General features: G+C 67.9%; 21 protein-coding genes. 1 reads left to right on the top strand and 20 read right to left on the bottom strand.

Annotated features, from left to right (window positions below; all coding sequences use genetic code 11):
- Positions 1-49 precede the first annotated feature (49 nt).
- From pyrF to pyrR, 6 genes are read right to left on the bottom strand one after another with little or no spacing between them, the layout of a single operon-like run.
- Complete coding sequence (pyrF, locus tag HMPREF0975_RS04755) at positions 50-934, bottom strand: orotidine-5'-phosphate decarboxylase (protein WP_009233005.1); 885 nt, start codon at positions 932-934, stop codon at positions 50-52.
- Positions 931-4,281 carry a carbamoyl-phosphate synthase large subunit gene (carB, locus tag HMPREF0975_RS04760; RefSeq protein WP_009233006.1) on the bottom strand — a complete coding sequence of 1,117 codons (3,351 nt, stop codon included), beginning with the start codon at positions 4,279-4,281 and terminating at the stop codon, positions 931-933. Before carB ends, pyrF begins: the two co-directional genes overlap by 4 nt.
- Position 4,282: 1 nt before the next feature.
- Positions 4,283-5,506, bottom strand: coding sequence for a glutamine-hydrolyzing carbamoyl-phosphate synthase small subunit (gene carA, locus HMPREF0975_RS04765; RefSeq protein WP_009233007.1), 1,224 nt, complete (start codon positions 5,504-5,506; stop codon positions 4,283-4,285).
- On the bottom strand, positions 5,499-6,821 hold the full coding sequence (locus HMPREF0975_RS04770; protein WP_009233008.1) for a dihydroorotase: 1,323 nt from the start codon (positions 6,819-6,821) through the stop codon (positions 5,499-5,501). Before HMPREF0975_RS04770 ends, carA begins: the two co-directional genes overlap by 8 nt.
- On the bottom strand, positions 6,818-7,807 hold the full coding sequence (locus tag HMPREF0975_RS04775) for an aspartate carbamoyltransferase catalytic subunit (RefSeq protein WP_009233009.1): 990 nt from the start codon (positions 7,805-7,807) through the stop codon (positions 6,818-6,820). Before HMPREF0975_RS04775 ends, HMPREF0975_RS04770 begins: the two co-directional genes overlap by 4 nt.
- Positions 7,804-8,475, bottom strand: coding sequence for a bifunctional pyr operon transcriptional regulator/uracil phosphoribosyltransferase PyrR (gene pyrR / locus HMPREF0975_RS04780; protein WP_009233010.1), 672 nt, complete (start codon positions 8,473-8,475; stop codon positions 7,804-7,806). Before pyrR ends, HMPREF0975_RS04775 begins: the two co-directional genes overlap by 4 nt.
- A 390-nt stretch (positions 8,476-8,865) precedes the next feature.
- Between pyrR and HMPREF0975_RS04785 the strand changes: the two genes are divergently transcribed.
- On the top strand, positions 8,866-9,729 hold the full coding sequence (locus HMPREF0975_RS04785) for a glycoside hydrolase family 16 protein (protein ID WP_009233011.1): 864 nt from the start codon (positions 8,866-8,868) through the stop codon (positions 9,727-9,729).
- A 109-nt stretch (positions 9,730-9,838) separates the two neighbouring features.
- Here HMPREF0975_RS04785 and HMPREF0975_RS04790 read toward each other — a convergent pair whose 3' ends face one another.
- The 14 genes from HMPREF0975_RS04790 to HMPREF0975_RS04850 all read right to left on the bottom strand — a co-directional run bounded on the left by HMPREF0975_RS04790 (position 9,839) and on the right by HMPREF0975_RS04850 (position 24,646).
- On the bottom strand, positions 9,839-10,450 hold the full coding sequence (locus HMPREF0975_RS04790; RefSeq protein WP_049939446.1) for a hypothetical protein: 612 nt from the start codon (positions 10,448-10,450) through the stop codon (positions 9,839-9,841).
- Entirely contained in the window at positions 10,447-10,707 is a 261-nt protein-coding gene (locus tag HMPREF0975_RS15475; RefSeq protein WP_009233014.1) for a hypothetical protein, read from the bottom strand. Before HMPREF0975_RS15475 ends, HMPREF0975_RS04790 begins: the two co-directional genes overlap by 4 nt.
- Before the next feature lie 257 nt (positions 10,708-10,964).
- A complete protein-coding gene (gene nusB / locus HMPREF0975_RS04795; RefSeq protein ID WP_009233015.1) occupies positions 10,965-11,456 on the bottom strand; it encodes a transcription antitermination factor NusB in 492 nt (163 codons plus the stop codon).
- Positions 11,456-12,019: an elongation factor P gene (gene efp, locus HMPREF0975_RS04800; RefSeq protein WP_009233016.1), complete on the bottom strand. Its 564-nt coding sequence runs from the start codon at positions 12,017-12,019 to the stop codon at positions 11,456-11,458. Before efp ends, nusB begins: the two co-directional genes overlap by 1 nt.
- Positions 12,020-12,109: 90 nt before the next feature.
- Positions 12,110-12,676, bottom strand: coding sequence for a shikimate kinase (locus HMPREF0975_RS04805; protein ID WP_009233017.1), 567 nt, complete (start codon positions 12,674-12,676; stop codon positions 12,110-12,112).
- Positions 12,673-14,583 (bottom strand): 3-dehydroquinate synthase, encoded by a 1,911-nt coding sequence (aroB, locus tag HMPREF0975_RS04810; protein ID WP_009233018.1) that lies wholly within the window; start codon positions 14,581-14,583, stop codon positions 12,673-12,675. The genes HMPREF0975_RS04805 and aroB overlap by 4 nt, the downstream gene beginning before the upstream one ends.
- Positions 14,584-14,656: 73 nt before the next feature.
- Positions 14,657-15,877: a chorismate synthase gene (gene aroC / locus HMPREF0975_RS04815; RefSeq protein ID WP_009233019.1), complete on the bottom strand. Its 1,221-nt coding sequence runs from the start codon at positions 15,875-15,877 to the stop codon at positions 14,657-14,659.
- A 67-nt stretch (positions 15,878-15,944) separates the two neighbouring features.
- Positions 15,945-16,904 carry a shikimate dehydrogenase gene (locus HMPREF0975_RS04820; protein ID WP_009233020.1) on the bottom strand — a complete coding sequence of 320 codons (960 nt, stop codon included), beginning with the start codon at positions 16,902-16,904 and terminating at the stop codon, positions 15,945-15,947.
- Positions 16,897-18,105 carry an endolytic transglycosylase MltG gene (gene mltG, locus HMPREF0975_RS04825; RefSeq protein ID WP_009233021.1) on the bottom strand — a complete coding sequence of 403 codons (1,209 nt, stop codon included), beginning with the start codon at positions 18,103-18,105 and terminating at the stop codon, positions 16,897-16,899. The genes HMPREF0975_RS04820 and mltG overlap by 8 nt, the downstream gene beginning before the upstream one ends.
- Positions 18,102-18,617, bottom strand: coding sequence for a Holliday junction resolvase RuvX (gene ruvX, locus HMPREF0975_RS04830; RefSeq protein WP_009233022.1), 516 nt, complete (start codon positions 18,615-18,617; stop codon positions 18,102-18,104). Before ruvX ends, mltG begins: the two co-directional genes overlap by 4 nt.
- A 37-nt stretch (positions 18,618-18,654) precedes the next feature.
- Complete coding sequence (gene alaS / locus HMPREF0975_RS04835) at positions 18,655-21,366, bottom strand: alanine--tRNA ligase (RefSeq protein WP_009233023.1); 2,712 nt, start codon at positions 21,364-21,366, stop codon at positions 18,655-18,657.
- Positions 21,367-21,597: 231 nt separating this feature from the next.
- Positions 21,598-22,221, bottom strand: coding sequence for a 30S ribosomal protein S4 (rpsD, locus tag HMPREF0975_RS04840; RefSeq protein ID WP_003782217.1), 624 nt, complete (start codon positions 22,219-22,221; stop codon positions 21,598-21,600).
- Between the two features lie 265 nt (positions 22,222-22,486).
- Positions 22,487-23,893, bottom strand: a complete 1,407-nt coding sequence (locus HMPREF0975_RS04845; RefSeq protein ID WP_009233024.1) for a replication-associated recombination protein A — start codon at positions 23,891-23,893, stop codon at positions 22,487-22,489.
- 135 nt (positions 23,894-24,028) lie between these two features.
- Positions 24,029-24,646, bottom strand: a complete 618-nt coding sequence (locus tag HMPREF0975_RS04850) for an L-threonylcarbamoyladenylate synthase (RefSeq protein WP_009233025.1) — start codon at positions 24,644-24,646, stop codon at positions 24,029-24,031.
- Positions 24,647-24,683: the final 37 nt, after the last annotated feature.

The raw sequence follows: 24,683 nt of genomic DNA on the forward strand, positions 1-24,683 counted from the left end.
CTGACTTCGTGTTCCCGCACACACGTCGATCGTGCACTGTCGGGCTGCATCAGCGCAGGGCAGCGGCCGCCTCATGCGTTGCGGCCAGCGCGGCCGCCCGCAGCGCCTCGATGGAGGGACCCGCCTTGAGTACCCCGCGTGAGGTGGAGGCCAGAACGTGACGACGAGCCGGCCCGAACACGGATTCCAGCTCGGTCGCCCCCGCGCCCTGTGCACCGACACCGGGCGCCAGCAGCGGACCATTGGCGCGCAGCAGATCGATCCCCAGACGGGAGACTGCCTCCCCGACGGTGGCGCCGACAACCAGCCCGATGCTGCCGAGTCCACCCTCACCGCGAGCAGCGGCGTTGGATGCGGTGACCCCCTCCACGACTTCCGCGGCCACGGCCCGCTCGCCGCTGACGGCGTGCTGGACGGTGGTCCCTTCGGGATTGGAGGTCAGAGCCAGGACGAAGACGCCCCGCCCTCCCGCCTCTGCCAGGTCAAGTGCGGGGGCGAGGGAGCCGTAGCCCAGGTAGGGCGAGACCGTGATGGAGTCGGCGGCCAGGGGCGCGCCGTCGGACAGGTAGGCCTGGGCGTAACCGGCCATTGTGGAACCGATGTCGCCGCGCTTGACGTCGAGGACCGACAGGGTGCCGACATCCCGCAGGGCCGCCAGAGTCTCTTCGAGGACCGCGATGCCGGCGCTGCCGTGGCGTTCGAAGAATGCGGACTGAGGCTTGACGGCGGCCACGCGCCCGCCGACGGCGTCGACGGTCCGCAGGGCGAAGTCCCGCAAGCCCGCGGCCGAGTCGGTCAGACCCCAGGCCTCGAGCAGGCTGGGATGAGGGTCGATCCCGACGCACAGGGGACCCTGATCATCCATGGCATCGGCCAGGCGCGCACCAAAGGGACGGCGGGACCGACTGGGCTGATGACTCGTGGTGGAACTCATCGGTTCTCCTTCTCAGTAGCGGTACCGTGCGTGAGGTGCGCACCCCGCCGGGATTGGCGGGCGGCGATGTGCTCCTGGAGGCTGCGGACCCGGAAGGGACCGCGCAGCTGGGCCTCGAGGGCCTGGACCGCCGCCTGGAGCTGCTGAACGGTGGTGATGATGGGCCGATCGGCGCCGGTGGTCGCCGCCCGGATGGAGTATCCGTCGGCACGAGCCCCCTGCCCCTTGGGGGTGTTGACAACCATGTCGATGGCACCGGACTCGATGAGCCCCGCGATCGTCTGCTCGCCGTGGATTCCAACGCCCTGGCTGATCTTGCGCACCGCCGTGGCGTCGATCCCGTTGCGGCGCAGCACCTGGGCCGTCCCGGCGGTGGCCAGGACCGTGAAGCCGAGCTCGGCGAGCCGGGCCACCGGCAGGATGATGGCGCGCTTGTCCCGGTCGGCAACGGAGACGAACAGTGTTCCCTCGGTGGGCAGGCCCCCGTAGGCGCCCGCCTGGGACTTGGCGAATGCCCGGGGGAAGTCGACGTCATAGCCCATGACCTCCCCGGTCGAGCGCATCTCGGGTCCCAGGATTGTGTCGACGACGCGCCCCTCGGTGGTGCGGAACCGTTTGAAGGGCAGGACCGCCTCTTTGACAGCGATTGGGTCGTCCGGATCGGTGACGGTGGCGTCGGACTCGGGCAGGTTGCCGGAGCGTCGTAGAGAGGCGATCGTCTCCCCCGCCATGATGAGGGCCGCCGCCTTGGCGAGTTGTACGCCGGAGGCCTTCGAGACGAAGGGGACCGTGCGGGAGGCCCGGGGGTTGGCCTCGATGACGTAGAGGACATCGGAGACCAGGGCGAACTGGATATTGAGCAGCCCGCGAACGCCCACCCCGGCAGCGATCGCCTCGGTGGAGCGCCGGATGCGGGCGATCTCAGTGTCGGACAGAGTCATGGGCGGCATGACGCAGGCCGAGTCGCCGGAGTGGATCCCCGCCTCCTCGATGTGCTCCATGACCCCGCCGAGGAACAGCTCGGTTCCGTCGTAAAGGGCATCGACGTCGATCTCGATGGCGTCGTCGAGGAAACGATCGATGAGAAGCGGCCCGGTCCCGTAGACGCCTCCGGGCTCACGGCCGGCGCGCTGGAGGTAGTCGTCCAGTCCCTCGGCGTCATAGACGATCTCCATACCGCGCCCGCCCAGCACATAGCTGGGGCGCACCAAGACCGGGTAGCCAATGCCGCCGGCGACCGATCGGGCCTGCTCATCGCTCAGGGCGGTGCCGTGCGCCGGTGCGGGCAGCCCGGCGCGCTGGAGGACGACGCCGAAGGCCTCGCGGTCCTCGGCGGCGTCGATGGCCTCCGGGCTCGTCCCCAGGATCGGAACCCCGGCCTCGGCTAGCCTGGCGGCCAGGGACAGAGGCGTTTGCCCGCCGAGCTGGACGATGACGCCGGCCACGGGGCCCGCCGCCAGCTCGGCCTCGTAGACCTCGATGACGTCCTCGAAGGTCAAGGGCTCGAAGTAGAGCCGGTCGGAGACGTCGTAGTCGGTTGAGACGGTCTCGGGATTGCAGTTGACCATGACGGTCTCGTACCGCTCGGATAGGGCCATCGTGGCGTGCACGCAGGAGTAGTCGAACTCGATGCCCTGGCCGATACGGTTGGGACCCGATCCCAGGATGATGACGGCCTCGTGCTCGCGGGGAGCGACCTCTGTCTCCAGGTCGTAGCTGGAGTAGAGGTAGGGGGTGCGCGAGGCGAACTCGGCGGCGCAGGTGTCCACGGTCTTGTAGACGGGGCGCAGGCCGAAGGCGTGGCGGACCTCGCGCACCGTGTCCTCACTGATGTCTCTCAGGGCGGCGACCTGGACGTCGGAGAATCCGTGGCGCTTGGCCAGGGCCAGGACCTCGGGGGTAAGGGCTTCGGCGTCCTCGACCTCCTGAGCGACCTCCTGCAGGAGCAGCATCTGGTCCAGGAACCAGGGGTCGATGCGGGTGGCCTCGTGGAGCTGAGCGATCGTGGCACCTCCGCGGACGGCCTGCTGGAGGTCGACCAACCGGTGCTCGCCGGGGGTGGCGATGGACTCCAGCAGCTCAGCGGTCTGTTGCACGGTGGGAACCGGGCCGTCCCAGTGGAAGACGGTGCCCTTCTTGTCCAGTGAGCGCATGGCCTTCTGGAGGGCCTCGGTGTAGGAGCGGCCGATCGCCATGGCCTCCCCCACCGACTTCATGGTGGTGGTCAGCCGGGCATCTGCTCCCCGGAACTTCTCGAAGGCGAAGCGCGGGACCTTGACGACCACGTAGTCCAGGGTCGGCTCGAAGGAGGCCGGGGTGGAGGAGGTGATGTCATTGGGGATCTCATCGAGCGTGTAGCCCACGGCGAGGCGGGCGGCAATCTTGGCGATCGGGAAGCCGGTGGCCTTGGAGGCCAGGGCGGAGGATCGTGAGACGCGCGGGTTCATCTCGATGACGATGATCCTGCCGGTGGCCGGGTCGACGGCGAACTGGATGTTGCAGCCGCCGGTATCGACCCCGACCTCGCGGATGACGGCGATGCCGATGTCCCGCAGCCGCTGGAGCTCCCGGTCGGTGAGGGTCAGGGCCGGGGCGACCGTAACGGAGTCGCCGGTGTGCACCCCCACGGGGTCGACGTTCTCGATGGAGCAGACGACCACCACGTTGTCGGCGGCATCCCGCATGAGCTCCAGCTCATACTCCTTCCATCCCAGGATCGACTCCTCCAGGAGCACCTCGGTGGTGCGCGAGGCCGCCAGTCCGGCCCCGGCGATGCGGCGCAGGTCCGCGTCGTCGAAGGCGACGCCGCTTCCCAGACCGCCCATCGTGAAGGAGGGGCGCACGACAACCGGGTAGCCGCCCAGGGCATCCACTCCGGCGCGGCACTCGTCCATGCTGTGGGCGATGACGCTGCGGGCGACCTCGGCGCCGCAGCGCTCGACGACGTCCTTGAACTCGTCACGGTCCTCCCCGGCGTTGATGGCCGCGGCGGAGGCGCCTATGAGCTCGACGTCGTACTCCTCGAGCACACCGCGTTCGACCAGGTTCATGGCGGCATTGAGGGCCGTCTGCCCGCCCAGGGTGGGCAGGAGTGCGTCGGGCCGCTCCTTGGCGATGATGGTGGTCAGGATCTCGGGAGTGATCGGCTCGATGTAAGTGGCGTCGGCGACGTCGGGGTCGGTCATGATCGTGGCCGGGTTGGAGTTGACCAGGATGACGCGGATTCCCTCGCTGCGCAGGACGCGGCAGGCCTGGGTGCCGGAGTAGTCGAACTCGCAGGCCTGCCCGATGACGATGGGTCCCGATCCGATGACTAGGACGGAGCTGATGTCAGGTCGAGCAGGCATGTCAGTTCTTGTCCTCGCGGTCCTGGCTCTGGCGGTGTTCACGCATCAGGCGGATGAATCGGTCGAAGAGGTGCTCGGCGTCGTGGGGGCCGGCGGCGGCCTCGGGGTGGTACTGCACGGAGAAGGCCGGCAGGTCCAGCGCCCGTAAACCTTCGACGACGCCGTCGTTGAGTCCCAGATGGGAGACCTCCACCCGGCCGTAGCGACCGTTGTCGAAGGGGGCCACGGAGGGGGCGTCAACGGGCGCGTCGACGGCGAAGCCGTGGTTGTGGGCGGTGATCTCCACCTTGCCGGTGGCGCGGTCCAGGACGGGCTGGTTGACGCCTCGGTGCCCGTAGGCCAGCTTGTAGGTGCCGTAGCCCAGTGCCCGTCCCAGGAGCTGGTTGCCCAGGCAGATGCCGAAGAAGGGGATACGCGCGTCGAGCACACCGCGCAGGAGCTCGATCTCCGCCTCAGCGGTCCCCGGGTCTCCAGGACCGTTGGAGAACAGGACACCGTCGGGCCTGAGGGCGAGGATCTCGGAGAGGGTCGTGGACTGGGGCAGGACGTGGACGCGTACACCGCGTTCGGCGAGCTGCCACGGGGTGCGCGACTTGATGCCCAGGTCGATGGCGGCCAGCACGGCGATCGGCTCGCTCCCCTCGGCCGGCCCGCTGGGTTCGACGACGTAGCCCGAGGGAGTCGTCACTTCCGCGGCCAGCGCGCGGCCGGTCATGGGCGGCTCGCTGCGCACGGCCTCCAGGCAGATGTCGATACAGGCCCGGCTGGGGCCGCCGGGGTCGGTAGCGCCGGCCGGCAGGGCATCCCCGGAGAAGATGCCGCCGCGCATGGCGCCGGCCTCGCGCAGGTGCCGGGTCAGCGCCCGGGTGTCGACCTCGCAGATTCCGACGATGCCGGCGACCTGCAGGTCGTCCTCCAGCTCCCGGCGGGCGCGCCAGCTGGAGGCCCGCCGGGCCGGTTCGCGCACGACGTAGCCGGCTACCCAGATACGGTCGGACTCGGCGTCTTCGTCGTTGACCCCGGTGTTGCCGATGTGCGGTGCCGTCTGCACCACGATCTGGCGGTGGTAGGAGGGGTCGGTCAGTGTCTCCTGGTACCCGGTCATCCCAGTGGAGAAGACGATCTCACCGATGGTGCGTCCTTGAGCCCCGTAGCTGCGGCCCCGAAGGGCCCAGCCGTCCTCCAGGACGAGGAGGGCGGCTGGGCGGCGGGTTGATTCAGGCATTGGTCGAGCCGGCCGGAGCCTCGACAGGAGCCCCGTCCAGGACGGTGGGGCGGCCGTGGAGGAAGGTGGCCATGACCTGTCCCGGCAGCTCCATGCCCGCGTAGGGGGTGTTGGTGGAGCTGGTCCACTGGGCGGCGCCGTCGACGGTGCGCCGCACCTCGGGGTCGACCACCGTGATGTTGGCCGGGGCACCGGCCTCGAGCTCGCGCCCCTGATCGCTCAGACGCCCGATGCGGGCCGGTGCCGAGGACATGGTCCGGGCGATGTCGCGCCAGGTCATACGGCCGGTGCTCACCATCGTCTCGATCAGAACGCTCAGAGCCGTCTCCAGTCCCGTCATGCCGAAGGCCCCGGCCTGCCACTCGCAGTCCTTGTCCTCCAGCGGGTGGGGGGCGTGGTCGGTTCCCACGACATCGATCGTGCCGTCGGCCAGGGCCTGGCGGACGGCCTCGACGTCCTCGGCCGTGCGCAGCGGAGGATTGACCTTGTACAGGGGCGAGTAGGTGCGGGCCATCTCATCGGTCAGCAGGAGGTGGTGCGGGGTGACCTCGGCGGTGATGTTGATGCCTCGGGCCTTGGCCCAGCGGATGATGTCGACGCTGCCTGCGGTGGACAGGTGGCACACGTGCAGACGCGAGCCGACGTGCTGGGCGAGCAGCACATCGCGGGCGATGATCGACTCCTCGGCCACGGCCGGCCATCCGCGCAGACCCAGCTCGGCTGAGACGGCTCCCTCGTGCATCTGGGAGCCTTCGGTGAGACGGGGATCCTGGGCATGCTGGGCGATGACGCCGTCGAAGGACTTGACGTACTCAAGGGCCCGGCGCATGAGGACGGGATCGGAGACGCACTTGCCATCGTCGGAGAAGACGCGCACTCGGGCAGCCGAAGTGGCCATCGCCCCCATGTCGGACAGGTGCTCTCCGGCCAAACCGGCGGACACGGCGCCCACGGGGTGGACGTCGACCCAGCCGGCCTCGCGCCCCAGCCGCAGGACCTGCTCGACGACACCGGCGGTGTCCTGCACAGGAGTGGTATTGGCCATCGCGAAGACGGCGGTGTAACCGCCTACCGCCGCGGCGCGGGTACCGGTGTAGACGGTTTCGGCGGATTCCCCGCCGGGTTCACGCAGATGGGTGTGAATGTCAACGAGCCCGGGCAGGGCGATGAGACCGTTCAGGGCGTGGCGCACGGCGTCGGCAGGGGCCTTCGCAGCGGCGTCGGGGCCGATGGCGGTAATGACGGTATCGGTGATGAGGATGTCGGTGGGGTCCTCGCCGTAGGGGCGGACACCGGTCAGAAGGTGGGAGGTCACAGCTGGTTCCCTTCGTCAGCGAGGAGGAGGTAGAGGGCGGCCATGCGCACGGAGACGCCGTTGCCGACCTGCTCGATGATGCGTGAGCGGGGGTCGTCGGCGGCCTCGGCGGTGATCTCGAGACCGCGATTCATGGGGCCGGGGTGCATGACGATGGCATGCTCCGGCATGGCCCGGCGCCGGGCGGAGTTGAGGCCGTAGACGTTGGAATACTCGGCAGGGCTCGGGAAGAAGCCGCCGCCGGCGGCACTCATGCGCTCGCGCTGGACGCGCAGCATCATGACGGCATCGGGGCGGACCTCCTCGATCGCCTCGTCAAGGTTGTAGGAGACCTCGCAGGGCCAGTTCTCCATGCCGATCGGCAGCAGCGTTGGAGGGGCCACGAGGGTGACCTGGGCGCCGAGAGCCGTCATGAGGTCCACATTGGAACGGGCCACCCGGGAGTGCAGGACGTCTCCGACGATAATGACGCGGGCCCCCTCCAGGTCGCGTCCTCGGGGCGCGGGATCGCCTTCCGCCGTGGCGGGTGCTCCAGGGGCGTACCACCGGCGCAGGGTCATGGCGTCCAGGAGGGCCTGGGTGGGGTGTTGATGGGTGCCGTCACCCGCGTTGAGAACGGGCACGTTGATCCAACCGGCGTGGGCCAGCAGGTGCGCGGCGCCGCAAGCCGAGTGGCGCACGACGACGGCATCCGCCCCCATGGCCATGATCGTCTGGGCGGTGTCCTTGAGGGACTCCCCCTTGGACAGCGAGGAGCCCTTGGCGGAGAAGTTGATGACGTCGGCGCTCAGACGCTTGGCGGCTGCCTCGAAGGACAGTCGGGTCCGGGTGGAGTCCTCGAAGAAGAGGTTGACGACGGTCTTGCCGCGCAGGGTGGGCAGCTTCTTGACCGCCTGGCTCTGAGTGGCGGCCATGGCCTCAGCAGTGTCCAGGACCATGACCGCCTCGTCGTGGGTCAGGTCCTTGGCGGAGAGCAGGTGCTTCATCGGGTGGCCTCCTGGTCGGCGCGCTCGCTCGAACGCTCAGTGGGGACGTCTGCGGGAACGATGGTGACGGCGTCGGTGGAGGCGCCGAGCTCGGTCAGAGAGACCACGACCTTCTCGGTACGGGAGGTCGGCAAGTTCTTGCCCACATAGTCTGCGCGGATGGGCAGTTCCCGGTGGCCACGGTCCACGAGAGTGGCCAGCTGTACGGCACGGGGACGGCCAATGGCGCCCAGAGCGTCGAGGGCAGCCCGAATGGTGCGCCCGGAATAGAGGACATCGTCCACGAGGATGACTGTCTTGCCGTCGATGCCGCACTGCGGGATCTTGGTGGGGCGGGGCACACGGATGGGGTGGCGTCCCAGATCGTCGCGATACATGGTGATGTCCAGCGTCCCGACCGGGACTCCAGTGCTCGCGGTATCCCACTGCTCCGTCTGCTCGCTCCGCCGCATCCCCTCCGCCGAGGCGACGGCGAGCGCCTCGACGAGTCTGTGCGCGAGGGGTACTCCTCCGCTGGGGATCCCCAGGACGACGACGTCCTGGGTTCCGCGGTTGCGCTCCAGAATCTCGTGCGCGATACGGAACAGGGAGCGTGCTATCTCGGGGGGACCGAGGATCTCCTTGCCCAGGGATGGTGCGCCGGAAGCGCCTGACGAACGTTCGGCCATTGCAGGCCTCCTTCCCCGCCTCTCCGGACGGACTTAAAGGATGTTGGTCGCCCGTGAGTTTACGTCGCCGCAGCGGGCTCCGCACGGCAGAACGGCGCTTCTCTCCGAGACGAATATCACGGCAACGCGTACCGGACCGACATGTCACCTGGTACGGACCCCGTCGGGGAATGCTCCCCGTCTACAGAATATCCGTAACAATGTCATACTCTTGGCACAATGCCGTGGCGCCGTCGGGCGCCGAGTACGGGATCGTCGACGCATATCGAGAGCTTGAGAAGTGAGTGCCGGATCCATCTGAGCTCAGTTGAGAACTGAACGATTCCGTCAGGCTGGACAAGGACCGGCGTTACTGCTGCGTCAGTGACTTCTTCTCAAGCAAGGAACGATATGACTCTCCCTACCCGACGTTCGATCATCACCGGCCTCGGTGCCGGGACCGGCCTGGCCGCTGCCGGTCTGCTTCCCCAATCCCCCGCCATTGCGGACGATTCGGCCCATGACTTCGGCTCTCCCATCTTCGATGAACAGTTCTCCCAAGGGTCCGATTTCTCCCCAAGCCGCTGGCGGGACAACCGTTCCGAACCCGAAACATGCGCGAGTTACGACTGGGGGGTCTTCACCCATGACACCCACAGCGTCAGCGACGGCGTAGGGCATCTTCTCTGGCGCAAGCGGGCGACGCCCCTGAAAGGGTTCCAGAACCGCTTCGACAAGGAGGAGACGATCCGCTATGTGAACCAGGCCTTCGTCACTACGGAGGGCCTCTTCTCCTTCGTTTACGGATCCCTGGAGACCAGGGCTCGTTTCCCCCAGTCCCATCAGGGCCTGTTCGCCGGGATCTGGCTGCGGGCCGACGATGGCAAGAACGGGGGCGAGATCGATGTCGTCGAGACCTACGGTGGTGGGAGCGCCACGGGCATCGCCGAGTCGACCGTCCACTACGGTCAAGCCGGGGGCAAGGGAAGCAACCTGGGGGTCTCGCCGAAACCCGATCTCACCGCATGGCACACCTACGGGATGGAGAAGACCCCCGAGAGCATCCGGTTCTTCTTCGACGACCAACCGTATCATGAGGTGCGGCGCTCGGACTCCCCGCAGGAGTTTGACACCTGCTTCGGCGCAGGCGCGCCATACCACATCTGCCTGACCACGCACACCGGCAGCATCCACCGGGGGAGGCTGAACCATGAGGGTTTCACGCAGGCCCAGGTGGACATCGACTACATCGTTGTCCGTGCAATGAGCCAGTAGCTGGTTCGCCGTCCTCTCGACTGCGGTCGGTTCCCGAGGAGCAGGTCCCGCGGGTCGAGGGGACGGCGTCCGGTCAACAGCTCATAACTGGCGTTGCCCGGAATCGCGCTCATGCGACATATTCTCCTGCTGTTGACGAGGACAGTGGATTAAGATCACGAATCCTGAGCAGGAGAATGACATCTATCACGATGAGGCCAATGGCCCATGCCAGGCTAAGAGACATCACTCTCTTCGTTTCGTCTCGGAACAGGAATGAATACGTGACCGCAACCGGAACCACATGAAATAGGTTCGCGACAACGAGGGCGGACGATGTAGCCCTCGCTTCCAGCCACCCCGAGCGCAGGTAATAGTATTTACCATATGCCATCGAGCAGAATCGTGTCGAAAAAGAAAGGCTCGCCAACCACAGAACCACTGTGATGATCGGGCACAAAGCTAGCGCCATGATCCACAGCATTACGACGAAGCCGTGCAGGCCATCGACATATAGAAAACCTAACATAATCGCCTGAAGCGCTGCGTCAATTAGAGCCAATGCGGCTCCGAATGTACCGTCGCTCCGCGTTCTGACTCGACGACTCTGAAGCTCTGCGCGCGGATCGGGCTGATGTTGCGTGGCAACGAAAGGTGAGATCGAGCGACCGACCATCGGGAGAGTGGTCGACCTGCCATCCCAGCCTTCGTCAGAGGTGCGGGACCGGTACTGATCGATCATGCCATTCCCACCGAGACATCGCCCGCGCCTCCAGCTGCATTGAGCGCCTTGAATTTTGCCAGAAGAACATGCGCGGCAAGCAGCAAGAAAATAGATATCGCATAGACCCAGAATGTCGGCTCCCAGGATTCGATGAAGATTCTCCCGATATCCTTCAAGTAAACTATGTCGATCAGAGTGAGAAGGGGAACAACTCCTAGTACGGCACTGGTTGTCAGCGATGCTGAGATCAACCCCCTTGGCTGGAGCGTTATCATTATCGCCGTCCGAGCGATTGAGGTGATGATCCCGACAACTCCGGATGAAATTTCCGTCCGGCGATTCGCGACGCGTCGTCGCGTCCCGATGAAGACGGGTCCGGGCCACTTGCTGGGGCGTTGGGAAGGAAAATGATTCACAGGTTGCTCCGGCATCAACGGATGGGCTCAACCCAGGTTAGGGCAGAACACTCGTCCGAACATAACTCGCGGCATGGGAACAACACCCCATGCCGCGAGCCCGGAGAACGATGGCTTTAGCGCAACGTGTCCGCGAGGTCGCCGATACGCCCCAGCAGCCCCCCGAGGTACCTGGGTGACTCGTCGGTGGAGAGCATTCGACTGAGCGTCATGGCCTCATCCACTGCGACGGGCGCATCCACCTCATCGTTATAGACGATCTCCCAGGTGGCGACCCGAGCGATGGCGCGGTCGACGGCCGGCATGCGGCCCAGCGTCCAGCCCTGGGCGTAGGTCTGGATCGTCTCATCGACGTCAGCCAGGTGATCGCACACACCGCTCAGTATCTCCCGGGTGTAGGCGGGGGCCTCGGTGTGGTTGGCCGAGCTGACGGCCCGCAGCTGCGCGAAGGAGCGAAGCTCCTCGGCGGCGTCGGTGGCCAGCATTCCGCGTTGGTCGGCCTCGAAGAGGATCTCGATCGCACGCCGACGTGCCTTGGTGCGGGCGGTGACCGGGTGACGCGATGCTGGGCTCGAGCCGGATGAGCCCTCCTCGGAGTGCTCTGCCATCAGTCGTTGACGCGGGAGATGTAGGAGCCGGAACGAGTGTCGACCTTTACCTTGTCTCCGGTGTTGAGGAACAGCGGAACCTGGATTTCGGCACCGGTCTCGACGGTGGCGGGCTTGGTGCCTGCGCTGGAGCGGTCACCCTGAAGGCCCGGTTCAGTGTGGGAGATCGTCAGGACCACGGAGGCCGGGAGCTCGACGAACAGAACGGAGTCCTCGTGGAAGGCCACGATGACGTCCTGGTTCTCCAGCATGAAGGTAGCAGTATCCCCGACGGTGGCCGCCGGGACATAGGTCTGCTCGTAAGACTTAGTGTCCATGAACACGTAGTCGTCGCCGTCCTTGTAAAGGTACTGCATGTCGCGTCGGTCGACTGTAGCGGTCTCGACCTTGAGGCCCGCGTTGAAGGTCTTATCCACGGTCTTGCCGGACAGGACGTTCTTGATCTTGGTTCGCACGAAGGCGGGGCCCTTGCCGGGCTTGACGTGCTGGAACTCCACTACCTGCCACAGCTGGCCCTCGAGGTTGAGCACCATACCGTTCTTCAGGTCGTTCGTCGTTGCCACGAGGGTTTCCTCACTGTTGCGTTGCGTCTAGGACGCGCCGATTTTACCGCGGTGCTCGACACTCTCCTCGCGACAGGAGTGTCACGCCCGTCACGAGTTTCGGGAAGAATCGGACCTCACGGCTTCGATGATTTGCTCCCCGGCCTCATCGGGGGTGGTCGAGGTGGTGTCGACAACGACGTCGGCCAACTCCCGGCACCGGGTCCAGCGCTCATGGAGCATCTGGACGAACTGGTGGTGGACGGCTCCCAGGGCCACAGACCGGGGGGCGTCGAGACCGTTGCGGGTGGCCAGAACCCGGGTGGTACAGGTCAGGGCCACGACGCGGTGGACCCGCCCGTTGCCGAGCCGCAGGTCTGCAAGGCGCTGGCGTATCCGCGGGTCTCCCAGGCATCCCGAGCCCAGGGCGACGATGGCGCCCTCGACCCGCGCACGTTCCAGGAGCCGAAGCGCAGTGTCGGCCTCGACGCGGCGGTACTTGCCCTCCGGCACTGCTACGAGCGCCAGGTCGGGGCTGGTTCCCAACTCCTCGGCAACGCTGCGGGCCAGATCGAGCACGGGCAGGCCCGCAGCGCGCCCAAGGACGCGTCCCACGCTGGAGCATCCGGCTCCAGGAGGACCGATGAGAACCAGCGCCCGGTGCTCGTGAGGGCTCACGCCCGTGTCCCCTCACCGGCCGATCCGGCTGGGTCGGTGACGGTCTCGTGAGCCCTGATCAGGACGTCCTCATCGGGTGCCTGCACCCTCACAGGCCTGGCGATGTCGTCGAGCAGAACAAGCCGCAGCCTGCCGCCGCGCACCTTCTTGTCGCTCATCATTGCCGCCTTGAGCTCCTCCCACCGACCGCGGCCCTCGGCGAACGAGATGGGCAGGCCCACTGCCTCGAGGCTCTGACGGTGCAGTGCCAGTGCGTCGCTGCTCAGGTTGCCGCTGCGGTGGGCGACCTCGGCGGCGAAAACGCAACCGACGGCCACGGCCTCGCCATGGCGCCAGGAGTAACCGGTGACCTTCTCGATGGCGTGGGCGTAGGTGTGCCCGTAGTTGAGGATCTCCCGCAGACCGGCTTCGGTGAGATCCTCCCCCACGACAGCGGCCTTGACCGCGATCGAACGGGCGACCAGGTCGGCTAGGACAGGCGAGTCCCAGGCCAGGCAGTCGGCGGGCTCGCCCAGAACACGGTCGAGGATGACCGGGTCGGCGATGAGTCCGCACTTGATGACCTCGCCGAGTCCGGACCGCAGCTCGGCGGCCGGCAGGGTGGACAGTGTCTCCAGGTCGGCGATGACGGCGGCAGGCGGGTGAAAGGCTCCCACCAGGTTCTTGCCGGCCGGAGTGTCGATGCCGGTCTTTCCACCGACGGCAGCGTCCACCATGGCCAGCAGGGTGGTGGGCGCTTGAACCACCGGGACCCCCCGCAGCCAGGTGGCGGCCGCGAAGCCGGCCAGATCCGTGGTCGCTCCACCGCCCAGGCCGATAACGAGCCCGTCGCGCCCCAGGCGGAAGGAACCGAGTCGTTCCCACAGGTACTCCAGGACGCGTGCCTTCTTGGCCGCCTCGCCGTCGGGTACCTCGAGCAGCAGCACGCGCAGCCCCTGGGAGATCAGTTGCTTCTCGGCGTCTGCTGCGCGGTCGGCCAGGACCTTGGCGTGAACGATGGCGACTCCTCCCGCACCCGCACCCGGAGTGTCCCGGACGATGTCTGCCAGATCGGCCAGGCGTCCGTGGCCGATGAGCACGTCATAAGGGTGCTCGCCGGTGACGCCTACGCGCTGCGGGCCGTCGTCGCCTGCTGCCGGAGAGGGCTGGATCCGGGCTAGCTGAGACGCAGTCGTGGTTCGGCCGGTGGCGGAGGGGGATGCCGAGGCTGTCTGGGAGCTTGCGGGCCGCGGGGGCTCCGGGGCCCCAGTCCGGTTGCTTTTCGCCAACATGGGTGTCAGGACGCCAACCGCCTGAGGTGCTTGAACCCCGAGTGCGACGAGGATGAGGGCGGCGACCTGCTGGGGGCTCAGCCCGTCGGTGGGTATGGTGAGGGTGGCCACCTCGGAGTACAGCGGTGAGCGCTGGGCGTGGAGGGCCTTCATCCGGGCCAGGAGCCCGTCGTGATTCTTGCTGTTCTGCCGAGCGGCTCGGGTCTGGTCGGAGTCCGCGTCGGGGGCCATGAGGGGGCGCCCGGTGCCGTCGCCCACGTGGCTGGCGGCCGTGCTCGGGGAGGCAGTCAGATGGATGACGGTGTGACCGCGCAGCAGCTCGCGGTTCTCGGGCCATAGGACCGCTCCCCCGCCCAGGGCGATGACGCCCTGAGCAGCCGCCGGGGAGTCCAGGACGGCCCGCATGGCCCGGTGCTCGCGTTTGCGGAAGCCCTCCTCCCCCTCGGAGGCGAAAATCTCGGGGATCGTCATGCGGGCGCGACGCCGGATCTCGGCGTCGGTGTCGGTCACCTGGACGCCGAGCGCCTGGGCCAGGAGCCGGGCCTGGGTAGTCTTGCCCGCGCCGGGCAGTCCCACCAGCACCAGGGGCAGCTGATCGTCGCGCAGAGCGATGGTCGGAACGCGCTTCCAGGTCATGATCGTGTCTCCCTCACCGTTGAGTTCAGCGTCGACACCAGTATCGCCCTCACCGGCCGACTCATCACCCGGTTCACCACTGCGTCCTCTCGGCGAGTCGGGTCAGGTAGGCCTGAAGATTGCCCCTGGCCTCGGCCACCGAGTCGCCGCCGGTCTTGTCCAGCAGGAGATCGGCCAGGACCAGTGCGGTCATGGCCTGGGCGATGACCGCACCGGGGACGACGGCGCACACGTCGGAGCGCTGGTGCAGCCCGGTGGCGGCCTCGCCAGTGGCCAGGTCGATGGTGCGCAGGGCCCTGGGCACCGTCGAGATCGGTTTGAAAGCGGCTCGCAGCCGGATCTCGGAGCCGTTGGAGATACCTCCTTCGATGCCGCCGGCACGGTTGGTGGCACGTGCGACCTCACCATCGCGCACTGAGAGGATCTCGTCGTGCGCGGCCGAACCGCGCCGGGCCGCCTCGGCGAAGCCGTCACCGATCTCGACACCTTTGACGGCCTGGATGCCCATGAGCGCGCCCGCCAGCCGGGCGTCGAGCCGGCGGTTGGCGCAGACGTGGGTGCCCAGCCCCACCGGGACACCCGTGGCAACGACCTCGACGACGCCGCCGAGCGTGTCCCCATCCTTCTTGGCGGCGTCGATCTCGGCGACCATGGCGGCACTGGTGGCGGAGTCGGTGCAGCGCACCGGGTCGGCGTCCAGGCGCTCGGTGTCCCGGGCGGTCGGTGGGGGAACATCGTCGGGCAGGACGACGGAGCCGATGCGTACGACGTGGCTGACCAGCCCGATGCCGGCGACCTGGGCCAGGACGGCCTCGGCCAGCGCTCCCAGCGCGACCCGGGCGGCCGTCTCACGGGCGGAGGCCCGTTCCAGGACCGGGCGGGCATCGTCCAGATCGTACTTGAGCATGCCGGACAGGTCGGCATGTCCGGGCCGAGGACGGGTCAGGGGACGGTTGCGGGCGATCTCGCGCTCGTCGCCGGTACCGGCGTCGATGAGCAGGTCGCGGGGATCGACGGGATCAGCGCTCATGACCGTGGACCACTTGGGCCATTCCGAGTTGCCGATCTGCAGCGCGATCGGGCTTCCGATGGTGCTGCCATGGCGGATCCCGCCCAGAACCCGCAGCTCATCGCGCTCGAAGGACTGGCGGGCGCCACGCCCGTGCCCCAGACGCCTGCGGGCCAGCGCTGCCCTGATGTCCTCACTGGTAATCCGCACGCCTGCGGGCACGCCCTCCATCACCGCGGTCAGAGCCTCGCCGTGGGACTCCCCGGCCGTCATCCATCGAAGCATGAGACAGATACTCTCACACGCCCATGGCGTCTCCGGCGTCCCTCCTCGGCGTCAGGAGGGGTGCGAGTCAGTCGGCGTTGGTGGCCGACGGCGTCGCCAGGGCCGGCAGGAGCGCGGCGCGCATGCCCTCGGTGTCGGGCTGCCGCCCGGTCATGAGCCGGACTTGGGGCACGGCCTGGTGCAGGAGCATGAGCCATCCCGGGGCGACGGTTCCCCCGCCGCGCTCCCAGGCCTCGGCGATGGGGGTGGGCCAGGGAGCGTAGACGACGTCGAGCATGACGGCTCCTGGACGGGTTCCGCCCGCGGGACCCACGGCCTCGTCGAGAACAGCGGCCAAGGGATCCGCCGCCCCCGCGGGGAGGGTGGAGACGACGACGTCGGCCGCGGCCAGGTGCCGCGCCACCTCGGCGTTGGAGGCAGGGTCGGCCGGCTTCCAGGTGAGGGCCTCGATGTCCAGCCCCATGCGGTGCGCGGCGCTGAGCGCCCGCCCAGGGCCGGCATGGCGGCGTGCCGCGACGGTGATATGGCCTGCTCCGAGCTCGCCGAGCGCAGCCAGGGCCGAACAGGCGGTGGCGCCCGACCCGAGAACGACGGCGTCACCGGCACGGAGGCGGTTGATCACCGGGTCTCCGGTCTCCCGGAGCGCGCCGACGATGCCGGCGACATCGGTGTTGAAACCCGCCAGGAGCGCCTTTCCCTCGCCGCTGCGCTGGACGACCACCGTGTTGACCGCGCCGACGGCCTCGGCCAGGGGATCGACGACGTCCAGGTGCGCCAGAATCGCCTGCTTGTGGGGCATCGTGACACTCAGACCCGCCCAGACGGGTTCGGCCTCCACCGGGGCCGCCAGCTCGCAAAGCAGGGCGGGAAGTTCCTCGGGGGCCGTCTCGCGGCGCTCGTAGCGCCAGTCGCTCAGGCCCAGTTCTGCGTAGGCGGCCCGGTGAAGGACTGGAGACAACGAGTGGTTCACCGGCTGGCCGATGACGGCGGAGCGCCATCGGGCCGCCGCGCCGACCGCGTCAGCCACTCTTCTTACCCCCGTTGCACGTATCCTTGTTCTTCGCGCAGTAATCGTTGAGCTTCTTGGTGTTGGCGGCCTGCTCCTCGCTCGTGGAGGAGAACAGGGTCTCACCGGTGTCGAGGTTGACCGTCACGAAGTAGAGCCAGCTTCCGGCCGGCGGGTTGAGCACGGCCTTGATGGCATCCTCGCTGGGGCTGCCGATGGGGCCGGGCGGCAGCCCTGGGTGCACGTAGGTGTTGTACTGGTTATTGGGATCGGTCGCCTCCTCCGGCGCCGGGATCCCGCCACTACGCCCCAGGCCGTAGAGCACCGTGGAGTCCATCTGGAGCTTTCCCTGAGTCTCCCCGTCGACCTGCGCCAGGCGGTTCTCGATGACCCGGGCCGCCTGCCCGTAATACTTCGGCGGGACCTCGCGCTCGACGATGGAGGCCTTGGTCAGGACGACGTGATAGTTCTCCTTGGGAACCTTGAGATTGCTGAGCTGGGTCATGGTGCGGGAGACCATCTGCTTGACCAGATCGGTAGGAGTTGCGCTCTCCGTGACGTCGTAGGTCCCCGGAGCGAGCCAGCCCTCAACGTTGCCGCCCGCCTCGGCCGGCAGACCGATGGCGGCGGTGTCGGCGTAGGCGGCCTCGATCTGCTCATCGGTGAAATTGCTGACCTGCTTGAGCCGGTCTTTGATGATGTCCTTGGTGTTGCCGGCCGAAACCGTCAGGGTGTGGTCGCCCTTGGTCTCGGGATCGAGCAGAGCCTGGAGCGCGGCGTTGGCGGACATCTTCTTCTTGAGCTTGTAGGTGCCCGGCTGAATCGTGTTGCCCTTCGGGTTGTTCTTGGCCGCGTTGGTGAAGGCCTTGCCGGAGGCAACGACGCCCTTCTCCTGGAGGATGTCGCCGATATCCAGTCCGGAGGCCCCCTCCGGAATCGTCACCGTGACCTCGCCCTCGCCATTGCCGCGGTAGTCGTCGGCGTGAGTGGCCTGGGCGGAGGCGTCACGCATGATTCCGATGGCCTTGTAGCCCAGGACGCCGACGGCCACGAGGGTAATGACGATGACGAGGCTCGTCAGCCCGTGCCGGCGCCGCTTGCGCTGACGGCGCTCGACCTTCTCCATACGCCGCTGCTTGCGGCTTTTGGGCTTCTCTGTGGCGTCACCAGCATCTTCGTCGCGCTGGATGCCGAGCTCGGCGAAGAAATCGTCGTGGCTCACGCTCTGCCTCTCTTGATCGGGTGGACTCGCTCACCGGCCGGCACCCCGGACGTTCGCTCGGTGGTGATGGCCTGCTCAAGGATGACGACCGCGGCCGCTTGGTCGACGATACCGCGAAAGCTCCTCTCTTTCAGACCGGCCGCATGCAGTTCCCGGTGAGCAGTGACGGTGGTGAGCCGCTCATCGACCAGCCGGACGCACACCTTCGACGGCAGACGGCTCGCCAGGTCCCGGGCCCACCTGCGGGCGTCCCTGGTCGAGCTCGAGCTGCCGCCGCCCAAGTGCTTGGGCAGGCCGACGATCACCTCGAAGGCACCGTACTCCTCGACGAGGTCAACGGCCTCGTCGAGATCAGCACCATAACGGTCCCGCCTGAGAGTTACCACAGGAACGGACAGAATCGCGTCCTGATCGCAACGCGCGACACCAATACGCGCCTTCCCGACGTCGAAGGCGAGTCGTACTCCGGGGCGCAGTCCCCCGGCATCCGGATGAGCCGATGAGTCTGTCACGTGATCTGCTACGGCAGTCTGGGGTCGGATCGCCGAATCAGGCCCGGAGCTGGTCGGCGACGGCGCGCAGCGCCTCGTCCAGGGCGTCGGGGTTCTGCCCGCCTCCCTGAGCCAGGTCGTCCTTGCCGCCACCACCTCCGCCCAGTACCTGGGCCGCAGTACGCACCAGAGCTCCGGCGCGAACGCCCTTGTCTCGGGCGGCGGGGTTGGTGGCGACCACCACCACCGGGCGTGAGTTCAGGACTGCGCCGACGGCGACGACGGCGGGCTCGGAGTCGCCGAGCCGGCTGCGGGCGTCCAGGGCCAGAGAACGGACGGCGTCGGCGGAGCCGACGGAGCCGAGGTTGGCCGAGGCGAGCCGGATCTCGCCCAGGCGGGCGGCATCGGAGACGATGCTGGCGGTGCGCGCCGACAGGGCGGCCTGCTCGGCCGCTGCCAGGCGTTTCTCGGCGTCCTTCAGGCGCGTCATGAGCCCCTCGACGCGCTCGGGCAGGTCCTCGGGACGGCCCCCGACCATTGTGGAGAGCTGGGAGACCAGCGCGTGCTCCTTGGCCTGGTAGCCATAGGCGCCGTCGCCGACGAGGGCGTCGATGCGGCGCACGCCCGAGCCGATCGAGGACTCGCCCACAACCGCGATGCGGCCGATATGGCCCGTAGTCGGTACGTGGGTACCGGCGCACAGCTCCTTGGACCAGTCGCCGCCGATGGAGACGACCCTCACCTTCTTTCCGTACTTCTCCCCGAACAGGGCCATGGCGCCCGCAGCCCGGGCGGCGTCGATGTCCATGACCTCGTCGGTGACGGCCAGGTCCTCGGAGAGCTTGGCGTTGACCCGCTCCTCGATGCCGGTCACCTGGTCACCGACCAGGGCCGAGCCGTGGCGGAAGTCGAAGCGCAGGCGGGAGGGGGAGTTCTCGCTGCCCGCCTGGGTGGCGTTGTCGGAGACGATCTCGTGGAGCGCCTTGTGCACCATGTGGGTGGAGGTGTGGGCGCGCGCGATCGCCAGGCGGCGGGCCGTATCGATCTGGGTGAAGGCCTTCTCCCCCACCGCGATCGTGCCCTCGGTCAGGCTGCCGCGGTGGACGTGCAGGCCCTTGACGGGAGCCTGGACGTCGTTGACCTCGACGGTGCCCCCGTCGGCCAGTCGGATCGTGCCCTGGTCGGCGAGCTGGCCGCCCATCTCGGCCCAGAAGGGGGTCCGGTCCAGGACGACTTCGACCTCCGCCGGGGCAGTGACGACACTCTGCGGGACGCCGTCGACGAGCACCCCGGTGACGACGGCCTCGGCGGAGGAGTCGGTGTAGCCCAGGAAGGTCGAGCCGCCGCCCATCTCCTTCTCCAGCTCTCTGAAGACGCGGATGTCGGCGTGTCCGGTCTTCTTGGCGCGCGCGTCGGCCCGGGCGCGTTCCTTCTGCTCGTTCATGAGGCTGCGGAAGGCGCTCTCATCGACGTCGACCCCCTGCTCGGCCGCCATCTCTAAGGTGAGGTCGATGGGGAAGCCGTAGGTGTCGTGCAGCTCGAAGGCGCTCTTGCCGGACACCAGTGGGCGTCCGGTCCCACCTGTTTTTTTCTTGGCCGCGGCCACCGCGGTGTCCAGGATCGTGGTGCCCGCGGCCAGGGTGCGTCGGAAGGCGTCCTCCTCGCCGTAGGCGACCTCGGCGATGGTGCGCCAGCCGGTTTCCAGCTCGGGGTAGGAGGCCTTCATGGCGTCCTTGGAGGCGGTCAGCAGGGTGGGCATCGCGGCCTCGTCCACACCAAGCAGACGCATGGAGCGAACGGCCCGGCGGATGAGTCGGCGCAGGACGTAACCGCGTCCGTCGTTGCCGGGGCGCACGCCGTCGGAGATGAGCATGAGAGCCGAGCGCACGTGGTCGGCCACGACTCGCATGCGCACGTCGTCATGGTGCGCCTCGCCGGCCTCGGGGCCGGCGGCGCCGCGACCGTAGACCTTGCCGGAGAGCTCCTCGGCGGCCTTGATGACGGGGAGGACCTCGTCGATCTCATACATGTTGGGCTTGTCCTGCATGATGAAGGCGAGGCGCTCCAGGCCGGCACCGGTGTCGATGGCGGTCTGGTCGAGCTTGCCCAGGAGCTCGAAGTCGTGCCCCTTGCCCTCTCCGCGCAGGAACTCGTCGAAGACGAGGTTCCAGATCTCCAGGAAGCGGTCGCCCTGTGTGTCGACGGCGGGGCCACCGTCGGGACCGTAGGCGGGACCACGATCGTAGTGGATCTCGCAGCAGGAGCCGGCCGGTCCGGGCTGCCCGGTTGACCAGGAGATGTCCTTGAAGGGAAGCAGTTGGATCCGCTCGGCGGGCACCCCGATCTCGCGGGTCCAGTAGTCGAAGGAGACCTGGTCCTCCTCCCAGATCGTCATCCACAGACGGTCCCCGTCTAGGCCGTAGCCGCCCTCCTCGCGGCTGCCGGTCAGCAGGCCCCAGGCGTAGGAGATGGCCCCCTCTTTGAAGTAGTCGCCGAAGGAGAAGTTGCCGTTCATCTGGAAGAAGGTGCCGTGGCGCGTGGTGATGCCGACGTTGTCGATGTCGTTGGTGCGGATGCACTTCTGCACCGAGGCCGCCCGAGGCCAGGGGGCCTCCTCCGTGCCCAGGATGTAGGGGATGAAGGGCACCATGCCGGCCACGGTGAACAGGATGGAGGGCTCGGGGGACACCAGAGAGACCGAGGGACGGATCTCGTGCTCGTTCGCGGCGAAGTAGTCGAGCCAGCGGCGGCGGATCTCGGATGTGCGCATGGGGTCCTCATCTGTTCGAGGGGTGCCCGGGCGCTCGGCGCTGGGGCCTTGCACCGGGGCGTGTGGATAGTGTGGTGTGGTCGACCGGCGGGACTGGTATCCAGTTGGTTTCCAGGTGGCCGTACGACGTGCGAGCCGGTCGGATTGCTACAGGCGAGCCTACTCCCACGCCGGGGCGCCCCGAACCTCCGATGGGTCCGGGGCGCCCCGGCGTCAGATGAAGTACAGGCGTCAGCGCGAGTAGTACTCGACGACCATCTGCACGTCGCAGGTCACGGGAACCTCGTCGCGCTTGGGACGGCGCACCAGCGTGGCAGAGAGCTTCTCGAGGTCCACGTTGAGGTAGTCCGGGACGGGGGGCAGCACGTCGCGGTGGGCACCGGCGGCGGCGACCTGGAAGGGCACCATCACCTGGGAGCGCGGGCGGACCTGGATGGTCTGGCCGGGCTTGACGCGATAGGAGGGACGGTCCACGACCTTGCCGTCGACGAGGATGTGGCGGTGGACCACGTCCTGGCGGGCCTGGGCGATAGTACGGGCGATCCCGGAGCGCAGGACGAGGGCGTCCAGACGCATCTCGAGCAGCTCGACGAGAGACTCACCAGTCAGGCCCTGGCCGCGACGGGCCTCCTCGAAGACGCGCTGGAGCTGAGCCTCGCGGATGCCGTACTGGGCGCGCAGGCGCTGCTTCTCCTTGAGGCGGACGGCGTAGTCGGACTCGGTGCGGCGGCGGGCGCGGCCGTGCTCGCCGGGACCGTAGGGACGGCGCTCGAAGTAGCGCACGGCCTTGGGGGTCAGCGGGATGCCAAGGGCGCGAGACAGGCGCACCTGACGGCGGGAGCGTGAAGAGCTCATGTGTTTCTTTCCTGTCGGATTGGTGGTCGCACGCCGTGGGCTGGTGCCGACGGCGCGGGGTCAGCCGCGGTTCGGGCCGGGACCCCAGGAGGTCTGCATCGTCATCGAACGGTGGTACCGGTAGGCGCCGCCGATCATCTTCGATGTGGACAACTCGAGAACTGTAGCGTGCTCGTCAGCGAAAACCCATGTCGAAATCGCCTGGTGTGAGGCGGTCCTCAACCCTGTCCCGCTCCCGCTTCAATCCTGGGCGGGGCCATCATCGTCACCGTTCCTCAAGGATGCGTCGGACGGCCTCGAGGCGGGAGGCCAGCTGCTTCTCGAATCCGTTGCCGCTGGGGCGGTAGTACCGACTGCCCTCGAGCCCCTCGGGCAGGTACTGCTGACCGACGACAGCGTGCGGGAAGTCATGCGGGTAGCGGTAACCCTTGCCGTGCCCGAGTCCCTCCGCCCCGGTGTAGTGGGCGTCGCGCAGGTGTGCGGGCACGGCTGAGGTCTTGCCTGCGTTCACGTCCGCCAGCGACTCGCTCAGGGCCATGGTGACCGCGTTGGATTTGGGGGCCGTGGCCACGGCGATCGCGGCCTCGGCCAGGATGAGGCCGGACTCCGGCATCCCGATCATGGCGACCGCCTGCTGCGCGGCCACGGCAGTGGACAGTACTCCGGGATCGGCCAGACCGACGTCCTCGGCGGCGTGGATGACGATGCGTCGGGCGATATACCGGGGGTCCTCCCCGGCCGCGATCATGCGTGCCAGGTAGTGCATGGTGGCGTCGGGATCGGAACCGCGCATCGACTTGATGAAGGCGCTGATGACGTCGTAGTGCTGATCGCCGGTGCGGTCGTAGCGCACCGCCGCCACATCGGCGGCCTGCTCGACGTCGGCCACCTCGATCAGGGGCAGTGAGTCGGCGTCCGCTTCCCGCGCCAGAACCGTGCCTGCGGCGGCCTCCAGCACGGTGAGGGCCTTGCGGGCGTCAGAGCCGGCCATGCGCACGATCTGCTCGCGAGCCTCCTGGCTGAGCTGGGCAGCTCCGGCCAGGCCGCGCTCGTCGGTCAGGGCGCGATCGATCAGGCGCCCGACGTCGTCCGCCCCCAAGGGGTGGAGCGTCAGGAGCAGGGAGCGGGACAGGAGCGGCGAGACGACGCTGAAGGACGGGTTCTCTGTGGTGGCGGCGATGAGTGTGACCCACCGGTTCTCCACGCTGGGCAGGAGGGCGTCCTGCTGGGAACGGGAGAAGCGGTGGACCTCGTCGATGAACAGGACCGTTTCCTCCCCCGCCGCCAGGCGCCGTCTGGCATCGGTGACGACGGCGCGCACATCCTTGACGCCCGCGGTCACCGCCGACAGCTCCACGAATCGTCGCCCGCTGCCCCGCGCCACCAGGTAGGCCAGCGTCGTCTTCCCGGTTCCGGGAGGCCCCCACAGGATGACGGATGACAGGGATGCGCCCGGATGCCGCGCGGTGGCGCTTCCCTGAGCGCCCGCGCGCGGGTGCTCCATCGTCTCTGATGGCTCGACAAGGCGCCGCAGAGGCGATCCGGGGGTCAGCAGGTGTGCCTGCCCCTGAAGCTCGTCCAGCGAGCGGGGTCGCATCCGCACGGCCAGGGGCGCGCGGGAATCCGCAGGGAGCCCGGCGTCATCCGTGCCGGCAGACTCGAACAGGTCCATGGGACGACCCTAACCTCCCCCACCCCCGACTCCGCTGGAACTGGCGGTCGCCCTGGTGGCTGCGACGGCTACTTGCCTGGTCCGGCGTCGATGCGGATCCGGCAAGCACGACGGGAGTCACGGCTCCCGGCTTGGTCAGAGCAGACTGATGTCTCCTGCGCCCTGACGCACCACCTCGGGAACATCATCGGTCAGGTCGACGACGGTGGTCGGTTCTCCCTGACCCACTGGACCTTCAATGACGACGTCGATGAGGTGGCCGAGGGACTCCTCGATCTCCCACCCGTTGGTCTCCGGCTCCTCCTTGCCGGGGCGGATGAAGGTGGAGGACAGGATGGGGGCACCGAACTCGGCCACGAGGGCCTGGGTGATGGCGTGGTCCGGGATGCGCACGCCCAGCGTGTGCTTCTTGGGGTTGAGCGTCATCCGGGGAACGTCCTTGGTGCCCTTGAGGATGAAGGTCCACGGCCCCGGGGTGAGGCGCTTGATGAGCCTGAAAGCGTTATTGCCCACGATGGCCAGGGGGCCCACCTGGGCGAAGTCGGCGCACACGAAGGTGAAGTTGTGCTTCCCGTCGAGCTGGCGGATGGTGCGGATGCGGTCCAGGCCCTCCTTGTTCCCCGGTGCGCAGGCTAGGGCGTAGCCGGAGTCGGTGGGATAGGCGACCAGACCGCCGTCGCGCAAGGTACCGACGACCTTCTCAACCAGGCGGATCTGCGGGTTCACGGGGTGGAGCTCGATGTAGCGTGACATGACCCCACCCTACCCCTGGTGACTGCGCTCACACAGC

The sequence above is a fragment of the Actinomyces sp. oral taxon 849 str. F0330 genome (genome assembly GCF_000239715.1).
GTDB lineage: Bacteria > Actinomycetota > Actinomycetes > Actinomycetales > Actinomycetaceae > Actinomyces > Actinomyces johnsonii.

Excerpts from the sequence above, each read along its gene's own strand:
- pyrF (WP_009233005.1), bottom strand. The coding sequence starts at position 934 with ATGAGTTCCACCACGAGTCATCAGCCCAGTCGGTCCCGCCGTCCCTTT.
- carB (WP_009233006.1), bottom strand. The coding sequence starts at position 4,281 with ATGCCTGCTCGACCTGACATCAGCTCCGTCCTAGTCATCGGATCGGGA.
- carA (WP_009233007.1), bottom strand. The coding sequence starts at position 5,506 with ATGCCTGAATCAACCCGCCGCCCAGCCGCCCTCCTCGTCCTGGAGGAC.
- HMPREF0975_RS04775 (WP_009233009.1), bottom strand. The coding sequence starts at position 7,807 with ATGAAGCACCTGCTCTCCGCCAAGGACCTGACCCACGACGAGGCGGTC.
- pyrR (WP_009233010.1), bottom strand. The coding sequence starts at position 8,475 with ATGGCCGAACGTTCGTCAGGCGCTTCCGGCGCACCATCCCTGGGCAAG.
- HMPREF0975_RS04785 (WP_009233011.1), top strand. The coding sequence starts at position 8,866 with ATGACTCTCCCTACCCGACGTTCGATCATCACCGGCCTCGGTGCCGGG.
- HMPREF0975_RS04790 (WP_049939446.1), bottom strand. The coding sequence starts at position 10,450 with ATGATCGATCAGTACCGGTCCCGCACCTCTGACGAAGGCTGGGATGGC.
- HMPREF0975_RS15475 (WP_009233014.1), bottom strand. The coding sequence starts at position 10,707 with ATGATAACGCTCCAGCCAAGGGGGTTGATCTCAGCATCGCTGACAACC.
- nusB (WP_009233015.1), bottom strand. The coding sequence starts at position 11,456 with ATGGCAGAGCACTCCGAGGAGGGCTCATCCGGCTCGAGCCCAGCATCG.
- aroB (WP_009233018.1), bottom strand. The coding sequence starts at position 14,583 with ATGACCTGGAAGCGCGTTCCGACCATCGCTCTGCGCGACGATCAGCTG.
- aroC (WP_009233019.1), bottom strand. The coding sequence starts at position 15,877 with ATGCTTCGATGGATGACGGCCGGGGAGTCCCACGGCGAGGCTCTGACC.
- alaS (WP_009233023.1), bottom strand. The coding sequence starts at position 21,366 with ATGCGCACATCCGAGATCCGCCGCCGCTGGCTCGACTACTTCGCCGCG.
- rpsD (WP_003782217.1), bottom strand. The coding sequence starts at position 22,221 with ATGAGCTCTTCACGCTCCCGCCGTCAGGTGCGCCTGTCTCGCGCCCTT.
- HMPREF0975_RS04845 (WP_009233024.1), bottom strand. The coding sequence starts at position 23,893 with ATGGACCTGTTCGAGTCTGCCGGCACGGATGACGCCGGGCTCCCTGCG.
- HMPREF0975_RS04850 (WP_009233025.1), bottom strand. The coding sequence starts at position 24,646 with ATGTCACGCTACATCGAGCTCCACCCCGTGAACCCGCAGATCCGCCTG.